Annotated in this window: 17 protein-coding genes; 10 read left to right on the forward strand and 7 right to left on the reverse strand. The window is 64.9% G+C overall.

The annotated features are described in order from the left end of the window. Positions 1-31: 31 nt before the first annotated feature. Positions 32-733 (reverse strand): transposase, encoded by a 702-nt coding sequence (locus AC3RCG_RS13385; RefSeq protein WP_492401678.1) that lies wholly within the window; start codon positions 731-733, stop codon positions 32-34. A gap of 305 nt (positions 734-1,038) precedes the next feature. On the opposite strand from AC3RCG_RS13385, the gene AC3RCG_RS13390 reads away from it, so the two are divergent. Continuing rightward, complete coding sequence (locus AC3RCG_RS13390) at positions 1,039-1,386, forward strand: hypothetical protein (RefSeq protein WP_492401677.1); 348 nt, start codon at positions 1,039-1,041, stop codon at positions 1,384-1,386. Positions 1,387-1,507: 121 nt separating this feature from the next. On the opposite strand, the gene AC3RCG_RS13395 is transcribed toward AC3RCG_RS13390, so the two are convergent. Then, entirely contained in the window at positions 1,508-2,008 is a 501-nt protein-coding gene (locus tag AC3RCG_RS13395) for an ankyrin repeat domain-containing protein (RefSeq protein ID WP_492401676.1), read from the reverse strand. A gap of 72 nt (positions 2,009-2,080) precedes the next feature. Continuing rightward, positions 2,081-3,280, reverse strand: a complete 1,200-nt coding sequence (locus AC3RCG_RS13400; RefSeq protein WP_492401674.1) for a YbfB/YjiJ family MFS transporter — start codon at positions 3,278-3,280, stop codon at positions 2,081-2,083. Between the two features lie 307 nt (positions 3,281-3,587). Here AC3RCG_RS13400 and AC3RCG_RS13405 point away from each other — a divergent pair, with 307 nt between their 5' ends. The 5 genes from AC3RCG_RS13405 to AC3RCG_RS13425 all read left to right on the forward strand — a co-directional run bounded on the left by AC3RCG_RS13405 (position 3,588) and on the right by AC3RCG_RS13425 (position 7,523). Beyond that, on the forward strand, positions 3,588-4,262 hold the full coding sequence (locus AC3RCG_RS13405; protein ID WP_070313143.1) for a CsgG/HfaB family protein: 675 nt from the start codon (positions 3,588-3,590) through the stop codon (positions 4,260-4,262). 17 nt (positions 4,263-4,279) lie between these two features. Next, positions 4,280-4,639: a DUF4810 domain-containing protein gene (locus tag AC3RCG_RS13410; RefSeq protein WP_205602385.1), complete on the forward strand. Its 360-nt coding sequence runs from the start codon at positions 4,280-4,282 to the stop codon at positions 4,637-4,639. Then, entirely contained in the window at positions 4,636-5,298 is a 663-nt protein-coding gene (locus tag AC3RCG_RS13415) for a DUF799 domain-containing protein (RefSeq protein WP_070221498.1), read from the forward strand. The genes AC3RCG_RS13410 and AC3RCG_RS13415 overlap by 4 nt, the downstream gene beginning before the upstream one ends. A gap of 255 nt (positions 5,299-5,553) precedes the next feature. Beyond that, positions 5,554-6,219, forward strand: coding sequence for a response regulator transcription factor (locus AC3RCG_RS13420; protein ID WP_070288051.1), 666 nt, complete (start codon positions 5,554-5,556; stop codon positions 6,217-6,219). Continuing rightward, positions 6,213-7,523, forward strand: coding sequence for an ATP-binding protein (locus AC3RCG_RS13425; RefSeq protein ID WP_492401672.1), 1,311 nt, complete (start codon positions 6,213-6,215; stop codon positions 7,521-7,523). The genes AC3RCG_RS13420 and AC3RCG_RS13425 overlap by 7 nt, the downstream gene beginning before the upstream one ends. A 56-nt stretch (positions 7,524-7,579) precedes the next feature. Here the strand turns inward: AC3RCG_RS13425 and AC3RCG_RS13430 are convergent, their stop codons facing one another. Further along, positions 7,580-8,218, reverse strand: a complete 639-nt coding sequence (locus tag AC3RCG_RS13430; RefSeq protein WP_070221495.1) for an NAD(P)H-dependent oxidoreductase — start codon at positions 8,216-8,218, stop codon at positions 7,580-7,582. Positions 8,219-8,326: 108 nt separating this feature from the next. Beyond that, positions 8,327-9,325, reverse strand: a complete 999-nt coding sequence (locus tag AC3RCG_RS13435) for an aldo/keto reductase (RefSeq protein ID WP_492401670.1) — start codon at positions 9,323-9,325, stop codon at positions 8,327-8,329. A 114-nt stretch (positions 9,326-9,439) separates the two neighbouring features. On the opposite strand from AC3RCG_RS13435, the gene AC3RCG_RS13440 reads away from it, so the two are divergent. Continuing rightward, complete coding sequence (locus tag AC3RCG_RS13440; RefSeq protein ID WP_492401669.1) at positions 9,440-10,330, forward strand: LysR family transcriptional regulator; 891 nt, start codon at positions 9,440-9,442, stop codon at positions 10,328-10,330. On the opposite strand, the gene AC3RCG_RS13445 is transcribed toward AC3RCG_RS13440, so the two are convergent. Continuing rightward, positions 10,327-11,412: an ATP-binding protein gene (locus tag AC3RCG_RS13445; protein WP_492401668.1), complete on the reverse strand. Its 1,086-nt coding sequence runs from the start codon at positions 11,410-11,412 to the stop codon at positions 10,327-10,329. The genes AC3RCG_RS13440 and AC3RCG_RS13445 overlap by 4 nt on opposite strands. Next, positions 11,412-12,161: a response regulator gene (locus tag AC3RCG_RS13450; RefSeq protein ID WP_121669237.1), complete on the reverse strand. Its 750-nt coding sequence runs from the start codon at positions 12,159-12,161 to the stop codon at positions 11,412-11,414. Before AC3RCG_RS13450 ends, AC3RCG_RS13445 begins: the two co-directional genes overlap by 1 nt. 133 nt (positions 12,162-12,294) lie before the next feature. On the opposite strand from AC3RCG_RS13450, the gene AC3RCG_RS13455 reads away from it, so the two are divergent. The 3 genes from AC3RCG_RS13455 to AC3RCG_RS13465 are packed head-to-tail and all read left to right on the forward strand — an operon-like array spanning position 12,295 to position 18,005. Next, positions 12,295-13,452: an efflux RND transporter periplasmic adaptor subunit gene (locus tag AC3RCG_RS13455; RefSeq protein WP_492401666.1), complete on the forward strand. Its 1,158-nt coding sequence runs from the start codon at positions 12,295-12,297 to the stop codon at positions 13,450-13,452. Positions 13,453-13,485: 33 nt separating this feature from the next. Next, positions 13,486-16,632 (forward strand): multidrug efflux RND transporter permease subunit, encoded by a 3,147-nt coding sequence (locus AC3RCG_RS13460; protein ID WP_492401664.1) that lies wholly within the window; start codon positions 13,486-13,488, stop codon positions 16,630-16,632. Next, positions 16,632-18,005 (forward strand): efflux transporter outer membrane subunit, encoded by a 1,374-nt coding sequence (locus AC3RCG_RS13465; protein WP_492401663.1) that lies wholly within the window; start codon positions 16,632-16,634, stop codon positions 18,003-18,005. Before AC3RCG_RS13460 ends, AC3RCG_RS13465 begins: the two co-directional genes overlap by 1 nt. The last annotated feature ends 6 nt before the right edge of the window (positions 18,006-18,011 follow it).

The raw sequence follows: 18,011 nt of genomic DNA on the forward strand, positions 1-18,011 counted from the left end.
CCGGGGTCAGGTCCGCTATTTGTACACGATCTCAGCTTTGTCCATCTCTTTTTTGGGCAAGTTGCGCCTTATTAAATGCCGATACGGCCCGACTGACTGTCTTGCTCGAGACGTGAAAAGCGGCGGCGATATGGGACATGGTAAAAGCGGTAGACAGATAAGCGCGTGCCATTGCCTCGTCTCTGTCGCTATAGCGGGCCTGATATTGAGCGAGTGACAGTGTGACTGCGCGGCGCTGCTGCCATGGCGCATCTTTGAATGCATTGGACCGCTGCGATTGCTGATGTGCCGAAACGAAGGCGTCATCGCCCAGTAGCACTTGGTGGCAGGTGTGGGCGAGCGGACTAGTTTCACCCATACCGGCCGCGACAAACCGAGAATAGTTGGCGATCGCCTCGTCGCGCGTGGTGCCAAATTGGCCCAAGAGCCAGTCCCGTGTCAACCAGCATGGAGACACTGCTTCGTCCAAAACGTAGTGATGGCTGCTCCAGTACCAGTCGTCGGGTGATGCAACCATGTGCGCCCGGACTGGATTCAAGACGATGTAGCGGGCCAATTCCAACAGATAATTTTCTTGCTGCACCAAGATGGCTTTGTAGCGGACTTGCAATACGTGCCCGACAAGCTGGTGGCGCCGATTGAAATACCGGTTATATAAGCCGTTCAGTCGGCCCATGCCCTGCGGCAGATTCGCCTCGACCGTTTCAACGAGCAGATGATAATGATTGCTCATCTGAAAAAGTCGTGCACGAGAAAATGGTGCCGCTCACACACCAGTGTTAGTACTTTTTGCCAGGCGAGGCGATCAGTATCGTCTCGGTAATGGTGCCACTTCGGTCGCCGCGCGAAGTAAGGTAGTAAAGCGCACTGGCGTATTCAAGTCGTAGTGGTCGCGTCATGCGTAGACGGTATCTGAACTAGGCGTATTGGCACTGAGATTGCACCGAGGTTTGGATATTGGTATGGCTGAGGCTATGTCGGAATGGCGGACCTGCCCCCGTTCCGTATTTTTTTGAAAATCAAGATAAAGGATAAAGAATGGAATCGAAAGATATTGAAATATCTAAAGAAGTTGGGAAATATTTATATAATATCGCTCCGGGAGATGCAAAAATAATTTTGATGATTGCAGTCATTTCTCCTGAAGGTGATGTTGGTCGATTTGAGTTTTATTCAAATAACGGAGTCGCCGAAAGCAATTTCTCCATCAGTGATTTGGAGACTCAGAAACTTCTTGATTTGGTTGGTGAACATCAGCAATTCATGGTCAGTAATAATCAGCCTGCATGGACACGTTGCGAATTCACGGTAAATGTTGATGCCGGTAAATTCTCTATGGATCTGGGTTATGAGGCGAACTTATTTAAAGAAGGTTCGTTACGATAATCGATAGGTGACTTTTCATCGGTATGGTGAGGTTTCGTCGAAATGGCGAAGCCTCATTCCGTTCGTGAAATTGTTACTGATCCTGGGTGCCGCAACACCGGGGCACCTCAAGCCGCCGTATTCAGGTCGTCTGCCCCAAGTTGGCCAGGCGTGCCAGCGTTTCCTGCGCATTCATGCTCTTGGCCAGTGAAATGGCAGTCATGCCGCGGCTGTCCACGGCGTCGATGCGGGCGCCGTGTTGCAGCAGCAGGTCGAGGATGGCGAGGCGGTTGAACATGGCGGCCATCATCAACGGTGTCTTGCCGTCCGGGCTGGCGCCTTCCACATGCGCGCCATGCTGGAGCAGCAGTTCGGCGATCTCCAGATAGCCCTTGTAGGCCACGCCGGCCAGCGGCGTCTGGCTCTGGTCGTTGGGGACGTTGGCGTCGGCGCCCGCTGTGAGCAGCAGGCGCGACGTTTCCAGGTGGCCATGGTAGCTGGCCAGCATGATCAGGCTGTCGCCTTTTTCGTTGCGGAAGTTGACCGGGACGCCCTGGGCAAGCATGGGGCCCAGTTGCTGCGTATCGCCTTCGCGCACGAGGGCGAACAGGCTCTGGATGAATGCCAGGGTTTCGGCATCCATCGTTGGCGGGAGTTTTCGAGCATCGGCGGTCATCGTGTGCTTTCTGTGAGGTTGGGCCAGGCTTGCAGTCTACTATGCGGCTGGCACCAGCGCCTTTTGCCGCGCAGCCAGCGCTGCACCGATGAAGAGGGCGATGGCCGAGGCGATCAAGCCCCGCTCCAGTCCGGCCGGGCCGTCGGCGATCCAGCCGACCACGATGGGGCCGGCGATCTGGCCCAGCGCGAACACGGTCGTGTAGGCGCTGATGCCGGCCGTCCAGGATTGTTGCGGCAGGTTGTGCCGCACGAGGGCCGTGGTCGACGCCACCACCGACAGGAACACGGCGCCGAAGACGAGGCCGGAGAGGAAGACGACGGGCACAAAGCTCGTCAGCGCGGGCAGGATGGTGACTGCGCCCAGCACGCCATTTAATATCGCCAGCGATTCGCCGCCCTTGTAGCGGTCGAGCATGCGCGCCCAGATGCGCGACGAGGCCACCACCGCCAGGCCCAATACCGTATAGAACACGGTGATCAAGTTGGCACGCATGCCTTGCTGCTTGAGCAGGGCGATGACGAAAGTCATGTAGCCGATGTAGCCGACGCCAAACATGAAATAGCCGGCCAGGCTGGGAGAAAAGTCGCGCCAGGCGAAACGCCGCGGTGTGTCGACGGCACGCGGCGTTTCGCCGATCGTTTTGGCTGGCAGGGCCATGAGGGCGGTGGCGGCCAGGCAGGCGAGTCCCAGGGCCAGCCATGGCCATTGCCAGGCATGCGCGGCGCCGTGGTCTTGCGCGGCGGCCAATGCCGCCGGCACCAGCAGGGCCGACAGCGCGATGCCGAAGCCCGTGCCGCCGTAGTACAAACCGATGTAGAAGCCGGCGCGCTGGCTGTGCATGGAACCGAGCCGCGCCGCCAGCACGCCGCCGGCGATGAAAATGAAGGCGCTGGCCACGCCCGCACACACGCGCTGCAGGAACAGGGCGGCCGTATCGCTGACCAGGCCCGACATCAGCATGAAGACGCTGGCCAGCACGGAACCGGCGATCAGCAGGCGCCACACGCCCAGGCGGCGCATCAGCGCCGGCGTGGCCAGGGCGCCGAGAAAATAGCCGAGCGCATTGAAGGTGTTCATGGCCCCGGCCAGCAGGTAGGACCAGCCCAGATCGTCACGCATGGGCGGCAGCAGCAAGCCATAGGAAAAGCGCGACAGGCCCAGGGCGACTGCGGCGCCCAGCGACAGCGCCAGCGCCGTGGCCAGCGGATGGGACGGGGAAGGATCGTGTGTCGGCATGGCCTCAATACCCGTTTATGTGAGAGCGTGGAGTGGGCGCCGGGCGGGGGCAATCGGCGGGCAAGGTCTGTGCGGGACAGCGGCTGTGGCGCTGACGACACGCTTTTTTACTGCCAAGTTAATGAACAGGAGCCTGGAAGTCAAGCAGGGCCGCGCCTGTCATGGCAGTCAACAATGCAAATTCTGTCATCGTTACTTTTGGAGAGAATTGTGAGACATGCAATCTCATATAATTGCAATTAGGAAATTAACTTGCCAAAATTCAATTTTGCGGGTTGCTCCTGATCCTCCATATCTTAAGGGCACTATGAACAAGAATAAACCTGGCGCGTTGTTGATGGCAGCGCTGATTGGTGCGGCGTTGGCTGGCTGCGCTTCCGAATCGTCGCAAGCCCTGGCTGTTCCCACAGTCGCCAGCGCGGCCCGACCTTACGTCGGTCCCCGCACGCTGATCGCTGTCGGCAAGTTCGACAACCGCTCCAACTTCATGCGCGGCATCTTTTCCGATGGTGTCGATCGTCTGGGCAGCCAGTCGAAGACAATTCTGATTGCACACCTGCAAACATCCAACCGCTTCAACGTCCTCGACCGCGACAATATGGCCGAGCTCAAGCAGGAAGCTGACTTCAAGAAGCAGGGCCAGAACATCAAGGGCGCGGACTTTGTCGTGACGGGCGACGTGACCGAATTCGGCCGCAAGGAAGTGGGCGACAAGCAATTGTTCGGCATCATGGGCCGCGGCAAGACACAAGTGGCATATGCCAAGGTCACCTTGAACGTCGTCAATATCGCCACCTCGGAAGTCGTGTACTCGGCCGGCGGCGCCGGCGAATACAGCCTGTCGAACCGCGAAGTGCTGGGTTTTGGCGGCACCGCCAGCTATGACGCCACCCTCAACGGCAAAGTCCTGGACCTGGCCATGCGCGAAGCGGTCGAGCGCCTGGTGGCCGGCGTCGAAGCGGGCGCATTGCGCAAACAATAAGGTAACCCATGACAACAATGATGAACAAGGGCGCAGCCCTGCTGGCCATGCTCGCCTGTGCCGCCCTGACCGGTTGCGCCACGCAATCGAAGACCCTGTACCAATGGGAAGGCTACCAGCCGCAAGTGTACGAATACCTGAAGGGCGAAAGCCCGGAGCAGCAGATGGCCGCCATGGAAAAAGACCTGCAAGTGATCGCTGCGAAGGGTAATCATGCGCCGCCGGGCTTCCACGCCCACCTGGGCATGCTGTACTCGATCGCTGGCAAGCCGGAGCAGGTCGCCGCGCAGTTCGAAGACGAGAAAAAACTGTTCCCGGAATCGACGCCGTACATGGACTTCCTGTTGGGTAAATTGAAAAAAGGCGAGAAATTATGATGTCGCGCATGTTGAAAATGGCCCTGTGCCTGGGTCCCGCCATCTTCATGGTCGGTTGCGCCACCAAGCAGGCGGCATACGATTACACCGCCTTCAAGGCGGCCAAGCCCCGTTCCATCGTGGTCTTGCCGCCGTTGAACAACTCGCCGGAAGTCAATGCCGGCAACAGCGTCTACGCGCAAGTGACCTATCCGCTGGCCGAAGCGGGCTACTACGTGCTGCCGGTGGCCGTGGTCGGTGAAACCTTCAAGCAGAACGGCTTGACGAACGCGGCCGATATCCACGGCGTCGATGCCAAGAAGCTCAACGAGATCTTTGGCGCCGATGCGGGCCTGTACGTGACGATTTCCAAATACGGCACGACGTACGCCGTGATCGACAGCGTGACGGTGGTGGCGGTCGATGCCAAGCTGGTCGACCTGAAGACGGGTGCCTTGCTGTGGCAGGGCGCTGCCAGCGCATCGAGCAATGAAGGCAACAACAGCGGTGGCGGCGGCCTGATCGGCGCCCTGGTGACGGCAGCGGTCAAGCAGATCATCAACACCAGCACCGATGCCAGCCATCCTATCGCCGGCACGGCGAATGCGCGCCTGCTGTCGGCCGGCGTGCCGAACGGCTTGCTGTACGGCCCGCGTTCGGAACGCTACCTGGCGCAGTAAGCGTCCTGCCGCACCCGCACAGGGCCTGCATCCGCCATGGCCTGTCGCAGGCCTGCCAGGCCCGTGTCGAAAGGCATGCCTGGCAGCGCCGAACCGTTCGTCCACGATCATCACATCACATCCCGGCCTGCGCGATGCGCACCCGGACATGACGCAGCCCGCAGTCCGCGGAGCCTGTGAGACTTCGACTGGCGCAAGCCCACTTTCCCCAGCCACGTTAAGATAGCGGTATTTTCAAGACTGCGAGGGGACCAGGTGCGCGTGTTGCTGGTGGAAGACGATCCGATGATCGGGGAAAGCCTGGTCGAGGGCTTGCGCGGCGAGTGCTATGCCGTGGACTGGGTGCGCGACGGCCACGATGCGGAGCTGGCGCTGGCCGGCTTCGCCTACGATTTGATGCTGCTGGACCTGGGCTTGCCCGGCAAGCAGGGCATGGACGTGCTGCGCGCCATGCGCGCGCGGGGCGCCGAGTTGCCCGTGCTGATCATCACGGCGCGCGACGGCACGCCGGCCCGCGTGGAAGGACTCGACAGCGGCGCCGACGATTACCTGGTCAAACCATTCGACCTCGACGAACTGCTGGCGCGCATCCGCGCATTGCTGCGGCGCCGGGTCAGCCGTTCGCGCTCCGTCATCGAGCATGGCGCGCTGATCCTCGACCTGGCCAGCCACGACGTCACGTTCGAGGGCGAACTGATCAAGCTGCCGCCGCGCGAGTTTTCCGTGCTGCGCGCCTTGCTCGACCATCCGGGCAAGGTGGTGTCGAAGCGTCAGCTGAGCGAAAAGCTGTACGGCTGGGATTGCGAAGTGGAAAGCAATACCGTCGACGTCTACGTCTACCAGCTGCGCAAGAAGCTGGGCGCGGACGCCATCCAGACCGTGCGCGGCGTGGGCTACAAGATGCGGGTGGCATCTTGCTGACCATCCGCCGCCAATTACTGCTCGGCTTGCTGGCCGCCACCTTGCTGTGCGTGCTCGGCGCCGGCATTTCGCTGTTCCGCTCGCTGCTGGAAGAAACCAATGAACTGGCCGATTTGCAGCTGCGCCAGCTGGCCGTGGCCTTGCCCGACGAGTTCGAGCCGCAGGCGGGCCTGGCCGCCGCGCAGGAGCCGGAAGAAGCGTTCGTGCTGCAGGCGTGGGACGAGGAGGGCCAGCCATTGCCCGTCCTGCAGGGCAAGCCGGCATTGCCGCGCTATGCGCTGGCCGGCTTTGCCGATGTCACATTGCACGGCGAGGACTGGCGCCTGTACGGCGAGACGCGGCGCGGCCGCTACGTGCAGGTGGCGCAGGCGCAGGCCGTGCGCGACCAGCTGGCCTGGCAGATGACCATGCGCGCCGGCGCGCCCCTGCTGGTGTTCGCGCTGATCCTGGCGCTGCTGATCGTCGCCGTCGTGGGGCGCGCGCTGGCGCCGCTGCACCGGCTGGCCGAATCCGTGGCCGGCCGTTCGCCGGAAGCGCTCACGCCGCTGGCGGCCGACGACATGCCGCCCGAACTGCGGCCCGTGGCGCTGGCGCTGAACAGCCTGATGGGCCAGTTCGAGGCGGCGCTGACGGCGCAACGCACCTTTGTCGCCGATGCCGCGCATGAATTGCGCTCGCCGCTGACGGCGCTGAAACTGCAGCTGCAGGTGGCCGAACGGGCCGGCAGCGAGGAAGAGCGCCGCGTCGCGCTGGCGCGCCTGCATGAACGGCTGGACCGCAGCACGCACCTGGTGCGGCAATTGCTCAGCCTGGCGCGCCATGAAACGGCGCTCTCGGCCAGCCAGCTGCACACGGTGGACCTGGGACAGTTGCTGGAAGCGGCCGTGGCCGACCACAGCGCGCTGGCCGACAGCCGCGCGATCGACCTGGGCGTGGTGGAAACGCTGCCGGCCCCGGTGCTGGTACAGGCCGATCCCGACGGCTTGCAGGTCTTGCTGAATAACCTGATCGACAACGCCTTGCGCTACACGCAGCAGGGCGGCCGGGTCGATCTGCAGGCGGCGCTGGAAGAGGGCCGGCCCCTGCTGCGCGTCTCCGACAACGGCCCCGGCGTGCCAAGCCAGCACCATGCACGGCTGTTCGACCGCTTCTTCCGGCCCGACGGCAACGACGCCTGGGGCTGCGGCCTGGGCCTGTCCATCGTGCGCCACATCGCCGAGCACCACCAGGCGGACATTGCGCTGGCCGACGGCGAGGCGGGGCGGGGCTTGCAGGTGACGGTGCGCTTTCCGCAAGCGGCCTGAACGAAAAAAAGCGGATGCCGGCGAGGGCATCCGCTTTTCAGTCGCTGGCGCGGCGCTTAGGCCAGCTCGGTAATGAATTGCTCGCGCGCGGGGCGCACTTTTTTCAGGTCCACCAGCCAGTCGCCTTCGTCGGCACGGTAGCCCAGCGGCAGCATGACGACGGAGCGCAAGCCTTTTTCGCGCAGCTTCAGGATCTCGTCGACCTTGGCCGGATCAAAACCTTCCATCGGCGTCGAATCGACTTTTTCCTGCGCCGCGGCGATCAGGGCCGTGCCCACGCCGATATACGCCTGGCGCGCCGCGTGCTGGTAGTTGGTCTCGGCATCGCGCTGCGGATACGTGGCCAGGATCTGCTGGCGGTACGCTTCCCAGCCTTCATTCTTGAAGCCGCGCACGGTGTTGACCAGGTCAAAGCGGGCGTTGATGCGTTCGACCGTGTAATTGTCCCAGGCGGCAAACACCAGCAGGTGCGAGGCGTCCGTCACTTGCGACTGGTTCCACGCGTGCGGCTTGATCTGCTCGCGCAGGGCCGGATTCGTCACGACGAACACTTCGTAAGGATGCAGTCCGCTGGAGCTGGCCGTCAGGCGCACGGCTTCCAGAATGCGCTCGACCTTGTCTTGCGGCACCGTTTTCGTCGGGTCCATTTTCTTGGTGGCGTAGCGCCATTGCAGTGTTTCGAGCAAATCGGACATGTGAATCCCTTTCAGAGTGAATAGTTCAGATTGGAAATGATAGCGGATTCAGCCATTTCAAGTGCGGCCCCTCAAAGAGAGTTGTATAGATGAGCTGTCTCTTGCCCTTTACAGCCCCACCATGGCCAGCTCCACTGCCGGGTAGCGCGCGCCTTGCACGCTGGCGGGCGCGATGGCGGCGCCGATGGCGGCCAGCTCGGCGCCGCTCAGGGTGAGTTGCGCGGCGGCCACGTTCTCTTCCAGGTGGGCCAGGCTGCGGGCGCCGGGAATCGGCACGATGTCAGTGCCTTGGGCCAGCAGCCAGGCCAGGGCCAGCTGGGCCGCCGTGGCGCCGCGCGCCGCCGCCAGGCGCTGCAATTCGGCAACGAGATGTCCGTTGGCCGCCATCGCCGGCGGCTGGAAGCGGGGCAGGCTGTGGCGGTAATCGTCTGGTGCCAGCGCGGCGCTGGATGCGAGCCGGCCCGTCAGGAAGCCCCGGCCCAGCGGGCTGTAGGGCACGAAACCGATGCCGAGCGCGCGGCAGGCGGGCAGCACGTCCGCTTCCACGTCGCGGCTCCACAGCGAGTATTCGGACTGCACGGCCGCAATCGGGTGCACGGCGTGGGCGCGGCGCAGGGTGGCGGCCGACACTTCCGACAGGCCCAGGTGGCGCACCTTGCCTGTACGCACCAGTTCGGCCATGGCGCCGACCACGTCTTCGATGGGCACGGCCGGGTCCACGCGGTGCTGGTACAGCAGGTCGATGCACTCGATGCCGAGCCGGGACAGCGATCCTTCCACCGCCTGGCGAATATGTTCGGGGCGGCTGTCGACGCCGGCCATGCGTTCGACGCCCTGGCCGTGCGGCAATATCTTGAAGCCGAACTTGGTAGCGATGCTGACTTTGCCGCGCAGCTGTTTCAGGGCGCGGCCTACCAAGTCCTCGTTGGCGTAGGGGCCGTACACTTCGGCCGTATCGATCAGGGTCACGCCCAGCTCAACGGCGCGGTGCAGCACGCGCAGCGAGGCGGCCTCGTCGGCGCCGCCGTAGGCAAAGCTCATGCCCATGCAGCCCAGGCCGATGGGGGCGACGCGCAAGCCGGAGTTGCCCAGTGTTCTGTGTTCCATTGTCATTTCCTTTCAAAAAAAGATGCAAGGAGTATGGATGAAGCAACAGCATGCGATAAGATGGCTAATCCTGCATGCATTACTGAATTTTTCTCATGAATTTTTTCCTCGACAATGGCTGACCTCAACGAATTGACGGCCTTTGCCGCCGTCGCCCGCCTGCGCAGCTTCCGCAAGGCGGCATTGGAGCGGGGCGTGTCCGCCTCTGCCCTCAGCCATGCATTGCGCGCGCTGGAAGAGCGCCTGGGCGTGCGCCTGCTGAACCGCACCACGCGCAGCGTCACGCCGACCGAGGCGGGGCAGCAGCTGCTGGCGCGGCTGGCGCCGGCCATGCGCGAAATCGACGATGCCTTGCAAGACTTGAGCGCCTTGCAGGACGTGCCCGCAGGCACGCTGCGCCTGAACGTGCCCCGTCCGGCCGCCCGGCTGCTGCTGGGGCCCATGCTGGCCGGTTTTGTCGCCCGCTATCCGCGCGTGCAGGTCGAAGTGGTCACCGATGACGGCATGATCGATATCGTGCGCGACGGTTTTGACGCGGGCATCCGCTTCGGCGAACAGGTGGCGGCCGACATGATCGCCGTGCCCGTGGGCGCGCCGCAGCCGTTCGTGGTGGTGGCGGCGCCCGCCTACCTGGCGGCGCATGGCGCACCAGGCACGCCGCGCGACTTGCTGGCGCACGCCTGCATAGGCCGGCGCTTTCCCAGCGGGCGCCAGTATGCGTGGGAGTTCGGGCGGGAGGAGGATGCCGTCAGTATCGCCGTCGGCGGGCCGCTGGTGTTCGATGACGATGAACTGATGCTGCGCGCGGCCCGCGACGGGGCGGGACTGGCCTATGTGTACGAAGCCGACGCGCGCGCCGATATCGCGGCGGGCCGGCTGGCGCGCGTGCTGGAGCGCTGGCTGCCGCCGCCGTCCCGTTACTTCCTGTACTACCCGAGCCGGCGGCAGATGCCTGCCGTGCTGCGCGCCTTTGTCGACATGGTCCGCGCCGACGGTCTTGCCTAGGCGGCGGCCGGCGGCGCGCCGTGCTCGACCGGCCACTTGACGGTAAACACGCTGCCGCCCGCCTTGCCGCGCGTGCAGGCCGCGCTGCCGCCATGCGCGCGCGCGATGGCTTCGACCACGGCCAGGCCCAGGCCGCTGCCCGCGTTCAGGTCGCCGCCGTCGCTGTCGCCGCGGCGAAACGCCTCGAACACGTGCGGCGCCAGTTCCTCTGCAATGCCGGGGCCCGCATCCTCGACGCTCAGGTAATACTGGCCGGCCTGCACGCGGGTGCGCACGCGCAGCAGGCCCGGATGCGCATAGCGGCGCGCGTTGTCGAGCAGGGCCAGCACGATTTGCCGGATGCGCGCCGCGTCGCAGCAGACGGGATGGTCGGACAGGTGCAGCTGCAGCGTAAAGCCGGCCGCTTCCATTTCCTGCGCCAGCAGGCGTCCCACTTCCTCGATTTCCAGGGTCAGGTCCGTCCACGCCATGCGCAGCTGCATGTGGCCGCTGTCGGCCAGGCTCAGGGTGCGCAAGTCCTCGATCAGGCGGCCCAGATCCTCGACTTGCGCCAGCAGGCTGGAAAACGGCACTTCCTCGGGTTTGAAGACGCCATCGACGACGCCCTGCAAGGTGCCGCGCAGGATGGTCACGGGCGTGCGCAGTTCGTGCGCGATGGCGGCATTCCACGTTTCGCTTTCCTTGGCGCCCCGCTGCAGTCGCTCGGCCATGCTGTTGAAGTCGTCGACCAGCATGGCCGTCTCGCCCAGGCTGCGGTCGCCCGCGAAGGCGCGCGCGGACAGATCGCCGTGGGCCACGCGGCGCACGCTGTCCATCACGGAATTGATCGGTTTTAAGATGCGCGCGGCCAGCTTGAAGGCGAAAAAGGCGGCCAGCCCCAGGCCGAAAATGGTGATGGCAAAGATCCACAGCCATTCGACGGTGCTGGGCGACCAGTCGTCGGGCTCGGACAGCATGCCGGGATCGATCTTGAAGGCGACGGCGAAGAAGATCCACGAGCCGATCCAGATGATCAGGATGCTGCACACCATCAGCACGGACATCGACAGCACGATCTGCCGGTTCAGGCCTGTAAAGCGCATCAGGCGTCGCTTTCCAGCCGGTAGCCCACGCCGCGCAGGCTGGCCGGCATGTTCATCACGCCCGCTTCCTCGAGCTTCTTGCGCAGCTTGCTGACGTGGCTGTCCACCGTGCGTTCCATCGAATTGCTTTCGGGCATGCACGACTCCAGCAATTCCAGGCGGCTGCAGACGCGGCGCGGCGTGCGCGCCAGGTGCGCCAGCAGGCGAAATTCCGTCAACGTCAGGCTCAAGGGCACGGGCGCGCCGTCGCGCAGCACGCTGGCCACGTAGGTTTCCTGGTCGATCTCGATGGGGCCGCAGCGCAGGCGCTGGCCGCCCACCGGGTGGTGGCGCACGCGCGAGCGGCGCAGCACGGCGGCCACGCGGGCCACCACTTCGGCCGGGTTGAAGGGCTTGATGATGTAATCGTCGGCGCCCACGCGCAGGGCGGCCAGCTTGTCGGCATCCTGGTCGCGGGCCGTGAGCATGATGACGGGCGTCTCGCCGCGCCGCCGCACTTCGGCCAGCACGGCCCAGCCGTCGACGCGGGGCATTTGCACGTCGAGCAGCAGCAGGTCCGGCGCCAGCGCCAGGTGCTGCTGCAGCGCTTCCTGGCCATCGAGGGCGAAGGCCGTGCGGTAGCCGTCGCGCTCCAGATAACCGGCGAGGATGCGGGCGATTTGCGGTTCATCTTCGGCGATCAGGATGAGGGCGGAAGGGGGCGTGGTGGCAAGAAAAGAGGGCTGGCTGGCGCTGTGATGATAGTTCATGCAAATAGTCTAGCATTCTTCTTTCTCTCCATCGAATCTCCACATTTCTTTGACGAAATATCCACCTTGGCCTTTTATGCTGCGCTTATCTGTCGACCGGACCGCCGGTTGGGATCTGCCATAGAGAAAGACCATGCATCCGAGCCACTTCACCAAGAAAAACATGTTGATCGCCGCGGCACTGCTCAGCCTTGCCGCCTGTTCCAAACCCGCGCAGGAAGAAGCGGCCGCGCCGCCCGCCGCCGTGACGGTGCTCAAGCTGCAGGCGGCGCCCGTCGTCCTCAGCGACGAATTGCCGGGCCGGGTGGCCGCCTTCCGCACGGCCGATATCCGCCCGCAGGTGGGCGGCATCGTGCTGCGCCGCCAGTTCGAGCAGGGCGCCGACGTGACGGCGGGACAGAAGCTGTTCCAGCTGAACCCCGCGCCATTCCAGGCGGACGTCGATTCGGCCGCCGCCGCCCTGCAGCACGCGGTGGCCACGGCGAACCGCGCCAGCAGCCAGGCAGACAGGCTGAAACCGCTGGTGGAAGCGGACGCCATCAGCCGCCAGGCGTATGACGACGCCGTGGCCCAGCGCGAGCAAGCCGTGGCCACCGTGGCGCAGGCGCGCGCGACCCTGGCGCGCCGGCGCCTGGACCTGGCCTTTGCCAGCATCGAGGCGCCGATTGCCGGGCGCATCGGTTCCGAACTGGTGACCGAAGGCGCGCTCGTAGGCGTGGCCGATGCTGCGCCGATGGCGCGCATCCAGCAGATCGACAAAGTGTATGTCGACGTGCGCCAGCCGGCCGCCGCGCTGGCCGCGCTGCAAGCCTCGGGTACGGGCGGTGCCGATAAGCTGCCCGTGACCATTCTGGGCGCCGACGGCCAGCCGCATCCCGTCACGGGCCGCATCCTGTTCTCGGGCATCAGCGTCGATGCGGGCACGGGCGACGCCGTCATCCGCGTGCTGGTCGACAATCCGCAGCGCCAGCTCTTGCCCGGCATGTTCGTGCGCGCCCGCATCGCCCGCGCCGTGCAGGCCAACGGCGTGCTGCTGCCGCAGCAAGCCGTCTTGCGCAGCAGCGGCGGCCAGGCGCAGGCCTGGGTGCTGGACGGCACGAACAAAGCCAGCCTGAAACCGATCGCCGTGGGCGACGTGGTCGAGCACCAGTATGTGGTCAGCGGCGGCCTGAAGGCGGGCGACACCGTCGTCATCGAAGGCCAGGAACGCCTGCAGCCGGGCGCCACCGCCGCGCCGCAGCCATGGAAGCCGGCCGTCGTGGCAGCCGCAGCTGCCGCCAAAGCGCGTTGATGCGCCATTTGAATCCAATGAAAGTCTAACGACATGCCTCAATTTTTCATCAACCGCCCCGTCTTTGCGTGGGTGGTGGCGGTCTTCATCGTCCTGTTCGGACTGATCGCCATACCGCAATTGCCGATTGCGCGTTTTCCTTCCGTGGCGCCGCCCAGCGTCAGCATCAGCGCCGTGTATCCGGGTGCCACGCCGCAAACCATGAACGATTCCGTGGTGGGCTTGATCGAACGCGAACTGTCTGGCGTCAAGCACCTGCTGTATTTCGAGTCGTCCACCGACACCTCGGGTTCGGCCTCGATCACCGTCACCTTCCAGCCGGGTACCGACCCGGAAATGGCGCAGGTGGACGTGCAAAACCGCCTGAAAGCCATCGAGCCGCGCTTGCCTCAAGCCGTGCGGCAAAACGGCTTGACAGTGGAATCGGCGTCGTCCGGCTTTTTGATGATCGTCAGCCTGATTTCCGAGAATGGCCAGCACGATGAAGTGGCGCTGGGCGACTACCTGGCGCGCAACGTGACGGAAGAGCTGCGCCGCATTCCCGGCGTGGGCAAGGTGCAGCTGTTCGGTTCCGAGCGGGCCATGCGCATCTGGGTCGACCCGGCCAAGCTGGTGTCGTACAACATCGCCATGGGCGAGCTGACGGCCGCCATCGCGCAGCAAAATGCGCAGATCGCCCCGGGCCGCCTCGGCGATTCGCCCGCCGTGCACGGCCAGCGCGTGACGATTCCGCTGACGGTGCAGGGCCAGCTGCAAACCCCGGCCGAATTTGCCGCCATCGTGCTGCGCGCGAACGCGGATGGCTCGAAAGTGACCATCGGCGACGTGGCGAAAGTGTCGCTGGGGGCGCAAAGCTTCAATTTCAGCATCCGCGAAAACGGCCAAGCCGCGTCGGGCGCCGCCATCATGCTGTCGCCCGGTGCCAACGCCGTGCAGACGGCGGCCGCCGTGCGTGCGCGCATGGCCGAACTGGCGCACACCATGCCGGCCGGGATGAAGTACTCGGTGCCGTTCGATACGGCGCCGTTCGTGAAGATATCAATCGAAAAGGTCGTCGTCACCTTGCTGGAGGCGATGGTGCTGGTCTTCCTCGTCATGTACCTGTTCCTGCAAAAGATACGCTACACCCTGATTCCCGCCATCGTCGCGCCGATCGCCCTGATGGGCACATTTACCGTGATGCTGATGGCCGGCTACTCCGTCAACGTGCTGACCATGTTCGGCATGGTGCTGGCCATCGGCATCATCGTCGATGATGCCATCGTCGTGGTGGAAGCGGTCGAGCGCCTGATGGCGACCGAAGGCCTGTCGCCGAAGGAAGCGACGTCGAAGGCGATGCGCGAAATCACAGGTGCCGTGGTCGGCATCACCCTGGTGCTGACGGCCGTGTTCATCCCGATGGCCCTGGCCAGCGGTTCCGTGGGCGCCATCTACCGCCAGTTCACGCTGGCGATGGCCGTGTCGATCCTGTTCTCGGCGTTTCTGGCCTTGACCCTGACGCCGGCCCTGTGCGCCACGATGTTGAAACCAATCGGACCGCATGACCATGATAAAAAAGGCTTTTTCCTGTGGTTCGACCGCCAGTTTGAGCGCATGACGGCCCGCTACGAAAAAGGCGTGGTGGCGATGCTGAAACGCGCCGGCCGCTCGATGGTGCTGTACGGCGCCATCGTCGCGGCGCTGGGCGTGGCCTTCATGCAGCTGCCGTCGGCCTTCCTGCCCGAGGAAGACCAGGGCTACTTCATCACCTCGATCCAGCTGCCGTCCGACGCCACCATGGAGCGCACGCTCGATGTCGTCAAGCTGTACGAGCAGCACGTGGCCACGCGTCCCGGCATCGAAGTGAACCAGTCGATCCTCGGCTTCAGCTTTTCCGGCGCGGGACCGAACGCGGGCCTGGCCTTCACCATGCTGAAGGACTGGAAACAGCGCAACGGCGCCACGGCGCAGGAAGAAGTGGCGCTGGCGCAGGCGGCCATGTCGCAGGCGAAGGAGGGCGTGATCATGAGCCTGATGCCGCCCGCCATCGATGAACTGGGCAATTCGTCCGGCTTTTCGATGCGCCTGCAAGACCGCGCCAGCCAGGGCATTGCGGCCCTGCAGGCGGCGCAGAACCAGCTGCTGGGCCTGGCCGCGCAAAGCAGCAAGGTGGCGGGCGTGTATCCGGACGGCTTGCCGCCCGGCGCCAGCGTGCGCCTCGACATCGACCGCACCAAGGCCGAAGCGCTGGGCGTATCGTTCACGGCCATTGCCGACATGCTGACGGCGGCCATGGGGTCGACCTATGTCAACGATTTCCCGAACGCGGGCCGCATGCAGCAGGTGATCATCCAGGCCGATGCGCCGTCGCGCATGCAGCTCAACGACGTGCTGGCCTTGCGCATTCGCAATAACGCGGGCGGCATGGTGGCCCTGGGCGAACTCGTGCGCCCCGTGTGGAGCGAGTCGCCGCTGCAGCTGGTGCGCTACCAGGGCTACCCGTCGGCGCGCATTTCCGGCAGCGCGGCGCCCGGCGTGTCCAGCGGCGACGCCATGCTGGAAATGGAGCGGCTCGTGAAGCAGTTGCCGCCGGGCTTCGCGCTGGCGTGGACGGGCCAGTCGCTGCAAGAGAAGGAATCGGCGTCGCAGGCGCCCATGCTGATGGCGCTGTCGATGCTGGTGGTCTTCCTCGTGCTGGCGGCCCTGTATGAAAGCTGGTCGATTCCCGTTTCCGTGATGCTGGTGGTGCCTTTGGGCTTATTGGGCGCCGTGCTGGCCGTGATGTTGCGCGGCATGCCGAACGACGTGTTCTTCAAGGTGGGCATGATCACCATCATCGGCCTGTCGGCGAAGAATGCCATTCTGATCGTCGAGTATGCGCGCCAGTTGCAGGCGCAGGGCAAGGGGCTGGTCGAGGCGACGGTGGAAGCGGCGCGCCTGCGCCTGCGCCCGATTTTGATGACGTCATTGGCGTTCGCGCTGGGCGTGGTGCCGCTGATGCTGGCCACGGGCGCCAGCGCCGAGACGCAGCACGCGATCGGCACGGGCGTGTTCGGCGGCATGATTACCGCCACCGTGCTGGCCGTGTTTTTCGTGCCCGTGTTCTTTGTCGTGGTGCTGGGCGCCGTCGACAAGATGGGTACGTACTTCAACAAACGCAGTGATCGCATCGCCGTCAAGGCGGTGGAAGGAGAGTTGTAATGCGTTTCTTTTTTCTCACGCCCCTGGCCGCGCTGGCCTTGTCGGCGTGTTCCCTGACGCCGCCGCTGCTCAAGCCGGCGGCACCGATACCGGCCAGCTATGCCGAATCTGCCGCGCCAGCCACGGCCGACACTGCGGCCGACCTGGGCTGGCGCCAGATGCTGCTCGATACGCGGCTGCAGCGCCTCGTCGACATCGCGCTGGAAAACAACCGCGACTTGCGCGTGGCTTCGCTCAACGTGGAAGCCGTGCGGGCGCAGTACCAGATCCAGGATGCGGGCCGCTATCCGGCCATCGGCGTGAATGCGGGCGGCGTGCGCCAGCGCGGCGCCGACGCTGTGACACAGAATCAGTTCACTGCCGGCATCGCCATGAGCGCGTTCGAGATCGACCTGTTCGGCCGTCTGCGCTCGCTGTCGGACGCGGCGTTTGCCCGCTACCTGGCCACGCAGCAGGGCCAGCGCGCCGCGCATATGGCCCTGATCGGCGCCGTGGCCGACGCCTACCTGGAGCAGCGCCTGGCCGAGGAACAGCTGGCGCTGGCCCGGCAAACCCTGCTTGACTGGCGCCAGGCGCTGCTCCTGACGCAGCGCCTGCACGGCGCGCAGCAGGGCAGCGGCCTGGACGTCGCGCAAGCGCAAGGGCAGGCGGCCACGGCGGAAGCGGACGTGCAGGCGCGCGAACGGGCCAGTCTACTTTCGCGCAACAACCTGGAATTGCTGCTCGGTGCGCCGCTGCCCACGGACTTGCCCGCCGGCCGGCCGCTCGATGGCCAGCCCGTGCTGACGCAGCTGCCGCCCGGCCTGCCGTCGGACTTGCTGGCGCGCCGTCCCGATATTTTGCAAGCCGAGTACGCGCTGGCGGGGGCGAATGCGGAAATCGGCGCCGCCCGCGCCGCCTTCTTCCCCCGCCTGTCCTTGACGGCGTCGCTGGGCTTTGCCAGCCCGGAACTGGGCGACCTGTTCCGCGGCAGCGCGCGCAGCTGGTCGTTCGCGCCGCAGGTGACGCAGCCGCTGTTCCAGGGCGGCCAGCTGCGCGCGGAACTGCAGCTGTCGCGGTTGCGCAAGGACGTGGCCGTGCTGCAGTACGAACAGGCGATCCAGGCGGCGTTCCGCGAGGTGCGCGACGGCCTGGCCGGCAGCGCCACGTTTGCGCAGCAGATCGCCGCGCAGGAGCGCGTGGTGGCGGCGTCGCGGCAGCGCCAGCGCCTGTCGCAGCTGCGCTACGACGCGGGCCAGGACAGCCGCCTGGAATTGCTCGACGCGCAGCGCCAGTCGTATGCGGCCCAGCAAGCCCTGCTCGACGCGCGGCGCGACCAGTTCAAGTCGGCCGTGGCGCTGTACAAGGCGCTGGGGGGCGGCCTCGAGGAGTAAACCTCC

The organism is Janthinobacterium sp. GW823-FHT01H08 (assembly GCF_058797855.1).

Excerpts from the sequence above, each read along its gene's own strand:
- AC3RCG_RS13385 (WP_492401678.1), bottom strand. The coding sequence starts at position 733 with ATGAGCAATCATTATCATCTGCTCGTTGAAACGGTCGAGGCGAATCTG.
- AC3RCG_RS13390 (WP_492401677.1), top strand. The coding sequence starts at position 1,039 with ATGGAATCGAAAGATATTGAAATATCTAAAGAAGTTGGGAAATATTTA.
- AC3RCG_RS13395 (WP_492401676.1), bottom strand. The coding sequence starts at position 2,008 with ATGGATGCCGAAACCCTGGCATTCATCCAGAGCCTGTTCGCCCTCGTG.
- AC3RCG_RS13400 (WP_492401674.1), bottom strand. The coding sequence starts at position 3,280 with ATGCCGACACACGATCCTTCCCCGTCCCATCCGCTGGCCACGGCGCTG.
- AC3RCG_RS13405 (WP_070313143.1), top strand. The coding sequence starts at position 3,588 with ATGAACAAGAATAAACCTGGCGCGTTGTTGATGGCAGCGCTGATTGGT.
- AC3RCG_RS13410 (WP_205602385.1), top strand. The coding sequence starts at position 4,280 with ATGATGAACAAGGGCGCAGCCCTGCTGGCCATGCTCGCCTGTGCCGCC.
- AC3RCG_RS13415 (WP_070221498.1), top strand. The coding sequence starts at position 4,636 with ATGATGTCGCGCATGTTGAAAATGGCCCTGTGCCTGGGTCCCGCCATC.
- AC3RCG_RS13430 (WP_070221495.1), bottom strand. The coding sequence starts at position 8,218 with ATGTCCGATTTGCTCGAAACACTGCAATGGCGCTACGCCACCAAGAAA.
- AC3RCG_RS13435 (WP_492401670.1), bottom strand. The coding sequence starts at position 9,325 with ATGGAACACAGAACACTGGGCAACTCCGGCTTGCGCGTCGCCCCCATC.
- AC3RCG_RS13440 (WP_492401669.1), top strand. The coding sequence starts at position 9,440 with ATGGCTGACCTCAACGAATTGACGGCCTTTGCCGCCGTCGCCCGCCTG.
- AC3RCG_RS13445 (WP_492401668.1), bottom strand. The coding sequence starts at position 11,412 with ATGCGCTTTACAGGCCTGAACCGGCAGATCGTGCTGTCGATGTCCGTG.
- AC3RCG_RS13450 (WP_121669237.1), bottom strand. The coding sequence starts at position 12,161 with ATGAACTATCATCACAGCGCCAGCCAGCCCTCTTTTCTTGCCACCACG.
- AC3RCG_RS13455 (WP_492401666.1), top strand. The coding sequence starts at position 12,295 with ATGCATCCGAGCCACTTCACCAAGAAAAACATGTTGATCGCCGCGGCA.
- AC3RCG_RS13460 (WP_492401664.1), top strand. The coding sequence starts at position 13,486 with ATGCCTCAATTTTTCATCAACCGCCCCGTCTTTGCGTGGGTGGTGGCG.
- AC3RCG_RS13465 (WP_492401663.1), top strand. The coding sequence starts at position 16,632 with ATGCGTTTCTTTTTTCTCACGCCCCTGGCCGCGCTGGCCTTGTCGGCG.